Raw genomic sequence first — 6,667 nt, forward strand, 5'->3', positions numbered from 1 at the left:
CAACGTTGCCATCACGTCCTCGGACAAGACCCGGGTGCCCTCCACGGACACGGTGCCGATCTCCACGGTCGGGTCTCCGGACATGTCGATCGTCAAGGACTGTGACGACGTCGTCGCGCCCGGCGGTCTGGCCACCTGCACCCTGACCTACCGCAACGACGGCGACGCCGTTGCGAAGAACGTGACGATCACCGACGTCCTCGACCCCGGCCTGACGTACGTCGCAGTCGCCGGGGAACCCCAGCCCTCGGGCAACCCGCTGGTCTGGAACATCGGTGACGTCGCTGCGGGCGACGGTGACACGATCACCTACCAGGAACGGGTCCCCGCGACCGGTCCTGGCGGCACCCAGGAGTACAAGAACACGGCGACGGTGCGCACCACAGGTGACCCCGATCCCGAGGACGACACCGACACCGAGATCGTCGAGGTGACCTTCGCGGTCGACCTGGGCATCACCAAGGCGTGCCCCGGCACCCTGCCCGCCAACACGCCCACGCAGGAATCGGTGACCTACCGCAACGGAGGCACCGCCACAGCGACGGGCGTCACCATCGTCGACACGCTCCCCGTCGGCATGAACTACGTCGCCGGCAGCGCCTCGGTGGCGCCGACCTCGGTGAACGGACGGGTGATCACCTGGGTGATCGGCAGCGTCCCGGCCGGCTCGGCACCGGTGACGATCACCTACCAGGTCACTGTCGCCGCTCCCGGCCAGTACAAGAACGTCGCGGCGATCTCGGCCGACCAGCCGGATGCCGACGCGACGGACAACAGCGCCGAGTGCACGGCCGGGGCGGCGTACTCCGACGTCGCGGTCGACAAGGCCTGTCCCTCGAACGCCTCGCCCGGGGCGACCGTCACGCACACGGTGAGCTACGCCAATGTGGGCAACCAGCCCGCCGCCGGCGTCGTGGTCGTGGACACGCTCGGGGCAGGGCTGGCCTTCAAGGCCGGCTCCGCGAAGGTCAACGGCTCCGCGGTGACTCCCTCGGTCAACGGCCAGGTGCTCACCTTCAACCTCGGCACCGTCGCCGCAGGCGGCTCGGGCGTCATCACCTACGACGTGGTGCTCGACGCGACCGCGACGTCGGCCGGAGTGAAGACGTTCACCGACACGGCTGCGATCAGCACCACGAGCAGCAACAGCATCAACACGAGCAACGACTCGAAGGCATGCTCGACGGACGTCGACTACCAGCCACGGCTGACGCTGACGAAGATCGGCTGTCGGGACACCGTGGTGCCGGGCGGCTTCCAGACCTACACGCTCGGCTTCGCCAACGAGGGTACGGCGCCCGCCACCGGAGCCACGCTCACTGACACCCCGCCGACCGGACAGCGGATCTCGGCCGCGCCGGACGCCGACATCGACGTCGACGAGAACACCGCGGTGTGGGACCTCGGCACCCTGTCGCCCGGCGAGGAAGGCACCAGGTCACTCACGGTCGAGGTGAACGTCGAGAGCGGCACGCAGGTGTCCAACACCGCCACGCTGGACGCTGACAATGCGAGCGCCACCACGGCGACGGCGTACACCCAGGTCAACGGGACGGGCTCGTCGACGCACGGCAGCGCCTACGGCATCGACGTCCGGGCGCTCGGGCTCACCCTGATCGACAAGTTCGTCAGGGCGAGCTCCAACGACCCCGGTGGCCCGAACGACTCGGCGGCCGGCCCGCTGGCGACGCTCACCGTGGCCGGCGTGGTCAACGCCGGGGTGCTCTCGGCGGCATCGCACTCCAAGGTCGACATCGGTTCGGCGAGCTCGACGTCCACCTCGACGGTGGCCAACCTGAACCTGCTCAACGGCCTGATCACGGCGAAGGCCGTGCGCAGCGTGTCGACCTCGGTGGCCGGACCGCTGGGCGCGTCGTCGAACACGGACGGGTCGACGTTCACCGACCTGGTGATCGCCGGCCAGCCGATCCCGAACTCGGTCGCTCCCAACACGGTGATCAACCTGCCGCTGGGGATCGGGTCGGTGAAGCTGCGGGCCCCGAAGATCACGGCAGGCGTCGACGCCCAGGGCCGCTACACGACCACGGCCTCGGTGAACATGATCGACGTGACCCTGACCGGGTTGCTGGTCGTCCCGCTCAACACGCACGTGATCGTCGGTCACACCGAGTCCGACGCGACGTACCCGAGCGGGGCACCGTGTGGTGCGCGGCCGAACACGGTGTCGGGCAAGGCGTTCACCGCCTTCGTGGACAACCTGCTTCTGGACGACCTCTACGTCAACAAGGCGGAGATCGCCCCGTTGGGTGGTACGTCGACGGCCAACACTGCGTCGGTGCCTCCCCTTCTCGGGGGCGTGCTGACCGCGTCGGCGCTGACCAACTCGAGCACCGGATCCATCGGTACCCCGCCCACCGCGACCAGCACGAGCAGCGCCGCCAGCGTCAACGTCCTGGCCGGTCTCGTCACGGCCGACCTGATCCAGGTGGCGGCGACGAGCACGGCGAACGGCACCACCGCGAGCACCGCACTGAACGCAAACTTCGTGAACCTCAGGATCGGCACGCTCACGATCAACGGCCAGGTGACGCCCAACTTCACCATCGATCTGTTGTACGGCGGCGGCATCGCCCACATCGTGCTCAACGAGCAGGTCACGAACACGCCTGCCGGTGGAAAGGACACGTCCGGCACGGTCAATGCCGTCCACGTCCGACTGTTCTCCGCGGTCGGACTGCTCACCACGGACGTGATCGTGGTGTCGGCACACAGCGACGCACATACGCAGTGACCAGCCGGGGGTCGCCCTGGCGGACTCACCCCGCCAGGGCGGCACCCACACAGCACCCGAACGCCGCGACCAGCGCGACCGTCCGGATCAGGTGCAGCCGGTTCCACGGGTCCTCGAACGCCTCGCGTGCGGCCTTCAGCGTGGCCGGCGCATCGGTCTGGCCGACGGCCAGGAGGGCGTCGTTGAGCGACACGTTGCCGGCCATGGTGATGCCGAAGCACACGACGTAGAGGGCGAGCGCAGCGATCACCCAGATCCGCGACGGACCGATGAACGCCGCGACAGCGAGCGCGGGGATCGGCGCGACGAAGAGCAGCAGGAACACCGGGTTGAGGATCGCCTTGTTGATCTCCTGCATGGCGTGGACGAACGTCCGGTCATCGGTGCCGGCGAGGCCGGGCATGACCGCGGTCGAGAAGCAGAAGAAGATCCCGGCGATCAGCCCGGCGGCGACGGTGCCGGTGACCAGCGCGGTGTTGCCGATCGTCTCGCTCATGACGCCACCTCTTGGCTGCTCCACGCGCCGCTTGCCGCGGCCTTCCGGGCGTAGGCGGCGAAGTCCCTGGCCGGGCGGCCCAGCGCCTCGCGCACACCGTCGGCGAAGTGCTCGTTGTGGCCGTCGAGGAGGTGCGCGAACAGCGCGCCCAGTCCCCCGGCCTCCTCGGCAGGCAGTCCGGCGTGGACCAGGTCGTCGACGAGCCGCTCGTTGGTGATCTGTTCGTAGGCGATCTCTCGTCCGGTGGCGGCAGCGATCTCGGCGGTCGCCTCGGCGAAGGTCATCAGGCGAGGACCGGTGAGCTCGTAGGTCCGGTTCGCCGGAGCGTCACCGGTCATCATCGCGACGGCCACCTCGGCGACGTCATCAAGATCGACGAACGGCTCGCGGACATCGCCCGCGGAGAAGGCCAGGCGGCCGGCGGCGAGCGGCTGGGCGAACAGGCTCTCGTCGAAGTTCTGCATGAAGAACGCGCACCGTACGACGCCCCAGCTGGCGCCGTGCTTCGCGGCGGCCTCGGCGACCAGCTGCTCGGCCTGTTGCGCCTCGGCCTCGCCGCGACCCGAGAGGAGCACGATGCGTCGTACGCCGGAACGGGCCATGCGTTCGGCGACCTCGGCCACCGCTTCGGGGGCTCCAGGGAAGGTCAGGTCGGGGGCGAAGGTGAGGTACGCCGCGGTGGCCGGCTGCTCGACCGACGACCACGTGGTCGGGTCGGCCCAGTCGAACCCGGGACGGGAGAGGGAGGTGACCGGGAGGCCCCGGCCCTGGAGGAGGGACGCGACGCGGCGACCGGTCTTGCCGGTGCCGCCGATGATCAGGTTCGTTGTCATGGCCCCAGTCCATCGCGGTCGGGTGAGACTTTCCATGGCCGAATGTCTTGATTCCATGCGTGATCGTCTTGCATGGTGGTGTCATGGACGGACTCGAACACCTCCTCTCCGGGCCCCGGGCGCGGCAGGCCTTCCTGCTGCGCATGGTGATGGAGCCCCCGTGGGCGGTGCGGATCGAGGACGACCCGGCGCTGACGCTGATGGCGGTGGCGCGCGGTTCGGCGTGGATCACCGGCGAGCTCGGCGAGGCCCTGGAGCTGCAGGCCGGCGACGTGGCCGTGATCCGCGGCGGTCCGGTCTACACCGTGGCCGACCACCCGGCGACCGCCCCGAAGGTGACCATCCTCAAGGGCAACATCTGCGTCGACCCGGACGGCGAGCTGCTGGCCCAGCGGATGGCGCTGGGCGTGCGCACCTGGGGCAACAGCCACGACGGATCGACGGTGATGCTGGTCGGCACGTGGGAGGCCGAGACGGAAGCCGGGCGTCCCCTTCTCGCGGCGCTCCCACCGGTCGTCGTACGACGTCGGGAGGAGGACGACTCACCCCTCGTCGACCTGCTCTCCGCCGAGATGTTGCGGGAGGAGCTCGGCCAGGAAGTGGTGCTCGACCGGTTGCTGGACCTGGTGCTGGTGACCGTCGTGCGCTCGTGGCTGGCGAGCGAGGAGCAGGTGACCCGTGGCCTCGCCCATGCCGATCCGACGGTCGGCGAAGCGCTGCGCCTGATGCACCACCACCCCGAGCACGCGTGGACGATCGCCTCCCTGGCGCGGGAGGTCGGGGTCTCGCGGGCCGCACTGGCCCGACGCTTCGGAGAGCTCGTCGGCGAGCCACCGATGACCTACCTGACCCACTGGCGCCTCTCCCTCGCCGCCGACCTGCTCGTCGCCACCGACGACGCCATCGACCGGGTGGCCCGGCAGGTCGGGTACGGCAGCGGGTTCGCGCTGAGCGCAGCGTTCAAGCGGGTGCGCGGGGTCAGTCCGCAACAGCACCGCAGGGCGGCCCGCGCCGGTGGTTGAGGTGCGAGGAACGTCAGCGACGAGCATCGAGACGCCCGTACCTCTGGCGCCAGACCGTCCGAAGGAGTAAGCAGGGAACAACCGGCGGTGCCGGTCGGGCACTGCCCCGTCTCCGAGAGGAGTGGGTCGTGTACGCACGTTCGAGCACGTTCCACGGCAAGCCCGACAACATCGATGCGGGCATCAGATTCGTCCAGGACGAAGTAGCTCCCAGGCTCGACGCGACCGAGGGCTGTCGCGGCCTCTCGCTCCTGGTCGACCGCGAGACCGGCTACTGCATCGCCACCAGCTCGTGGGATTCCGAGGAGGCGATGGCCGCCAGCGACGAGCTGTTGCGCTCGCTCCGCGACCGCGGCAAGGACATCCTCGGCGCCTCCCTGCAGGTCGACTCATGGGAGATCACGGTCATGCACCGCAACCAGCACGGCGAGTGCTGCCGGGTCAGCTGGATCGAGGGCGACCTCGACACCATGGCCGAGACGTTCCGGGTCGGGATCATGCCCCAGCTCGAGGAGCTCGACGGCTTCTGCAGCGCCAGCCTCCTGGTGGATCGTTCGGCCCGTCTGGGATGCGCCACCACTGCGTGGGAGTCGCGTGCCGCCATGGAAGCAAGCCGTTCGATGGCCGACGACATGCGCGCCCGCGCGGCGAGCGATGCCGACGGCATGATCGTCGAGGTCCACGAGTTCGACCTCGCCTACGCACACCTGCACGTTCCCGAGATGGCGTGACGCCATCCCGGCTGAGGATCAGGTGAGGCGGTTGCCCGCGACCGCCTCACGGATCAGCTCCACGAAGGCGTCCTGGTCGAACGTGTCCGCCTCGAAGATGTCGATCGCCCGGCGCGTGCCGGCGTCCAGGCCCGCGTTGAACAGGCCGGAGGGGTCGTCCAGGGACGCGCCCTTGGCGAACGTGACCTTCACCTTGTCCTTGTAGGTCTCGACGGTGCAGATCAGGCCGTCGGCCGAGAAGGTCGGGACGCCGTCCGGGTTGGACGCCTTCTTCCACTTGGCCTCTTCAACCACGTCGGGCTCGGCCTTCACGATCAGGGATCGCAGGGTGGTGACCGTGTCGGTCCGCCAGTCAGCGCTCATGCGCCGACCCTACCGATCCGGACCGTCGCGCTCGGCGTGCTCGGCGTGCTCGGCGCGCTCGGCGCGCTCGGCGACGAGGAGATGGAACGCCCCGGCGGACTCACCGACCCGGCGGCGCTCCGGCTCGGCGAAGCCTGCCGCCTGCAACAGCTCCACGACCTCGTCGACCGGCCGCAGGCGGAACCCGTGCGCAGTGAACGGGTACTTGCGCATCTCCTCCGGGTCGCCGATGCCGACCACGAAGCGTCCGCCGGGACGGACCACACGCGCGACCTCGGCGAACGCGCGGGGCAGGTCCTCGATGAAGTAGATGGTGTTCGTGGTGATGGCGGCGTCGAGCGAGGCGTCGGCGAGCGGCAACGCGGTCAGGTCACCGCTGTGGAGGTGAAGTCGGCCTCCGCCGACCTCGGCAGCGAAGCGTCGCCGTGCCCCGTCGAGCATCGTCTCGGCGATCTCGACGCCGTGGACGT

Annotated in this window: 7 protein-coding genes; 3 read left to right on the plus strand and 4 right to left on the minus strand. The window is 69.6% G+C overall.

The features are described from left to right. Window positions 1-2,752, plus strand: a 2,752-nt coding sequence (locus ACOADB_RS19165; protein WP_378602054.1) for a choice-of-anchor P family protein, incomplete at its 5' end; no start/stop codon positions are given. Between the two features lie 25 nt (window positions 2,753-2,777). On the opposite strand, the gene ACOADB_RS19170 is transcribed toward ACOADB_RS19165, so the two are convergent. Both ACOADB_RS19170 and ACOADB_RS19175 read right to left on the minus strand, forming a co-directional pair. Further along, window positions 2,778-3,248, minus strand: coding sequence for a DUF1772 domain-containing protein (locus tag ACOADB_RS19170; RefSeq protein ID WP_378602058.1), 471 nt, complete (start codon window positions 3,246-3,248; stop codon window positions 2,778-2,780). Further along, entirely contained in the window at window positions 3,245-4,081 is an 837-nt protein-coding gene (locus ACOADB_RS19175) for an SDR family oxidoreductase (protein WP_378602061.1), read from the minus strand. The genes ACOADB_RS19170 and ACOADB_RS19175 overlap by 4 nt, the downstream gene beginning before the upstream one ends. 83 nt (window positions 4,082-4,164) lie before the next feature. Between ACOADB_RS19175 and ACOADB_RS19180 the strand changes: the two genes are divergently transcribed. Both ACOADB_RS19180 and ACOADB_RS19185 read left to right on the plus strand, forming a co-directional pair. Then, window positions 4,165-5,103 carry an AraC family transcriptional regulator gene (locus tag ACOADB_RS19180; RefSeq protein ID WP_378602064.1) on the plus strand — a complete coding sequence of 313 codons (939 nt, stop codon included), beginning with the start codon at window positions 4,165-4,167 and terminating at the stop codon, window positions 5,101-5,103. Between the two features lie 128 nt (window positions 5,104-5,231). Next, window positions 5,232-5,834: a hypothetical protein gene (locus ACOADB_RS19185; RefSeq protein ID WP_378602067.1), complete on the plus strand. Its 603-nt coding sequence runs from the start codon at window positions 5,232-5,234 to the stop codon at window positions 5,832-5,834. Window positions 5,835-5,852: 18 nt separating this feature from the next. On the opposite strand, the gene ACOADB_RS19190 is transcribed toward ACOADB_RS19185, so the two are convergent. Next, the gene (locus ACOADB_RS19190) at window positions 5,853-6,197 is read right to left on the minus strand and encodes a DUF1801 domain-containing protein (RefSeq protein ID WP_378602070.1); all 345 of its coding nucleotides are present in this window, start codon (window positions 6,195-6,197) and stop codon (window positions 5,853-5,855) included. Between the two features lie 9 nt (window positions 6,198-6,206). Beyond that, window positions 6,207-6,667: class I SAM-dependent methyltransferase (locus ACOADB_RS19195; protein ID WP_378602073.1), on the minus strand; the 461-nt coding region annotated here is incomplete at its 5' end.

It is taken from the genome of Nocardioides sp. CPCC 206348, from assembly GCF_048654705.1.
Taxonomy (GTDB): domain Bacteria; phylum Actinomycetota; class Actinomycetes; order Propionibacteriales; family Nocardioidaceae; genus Nocardioides.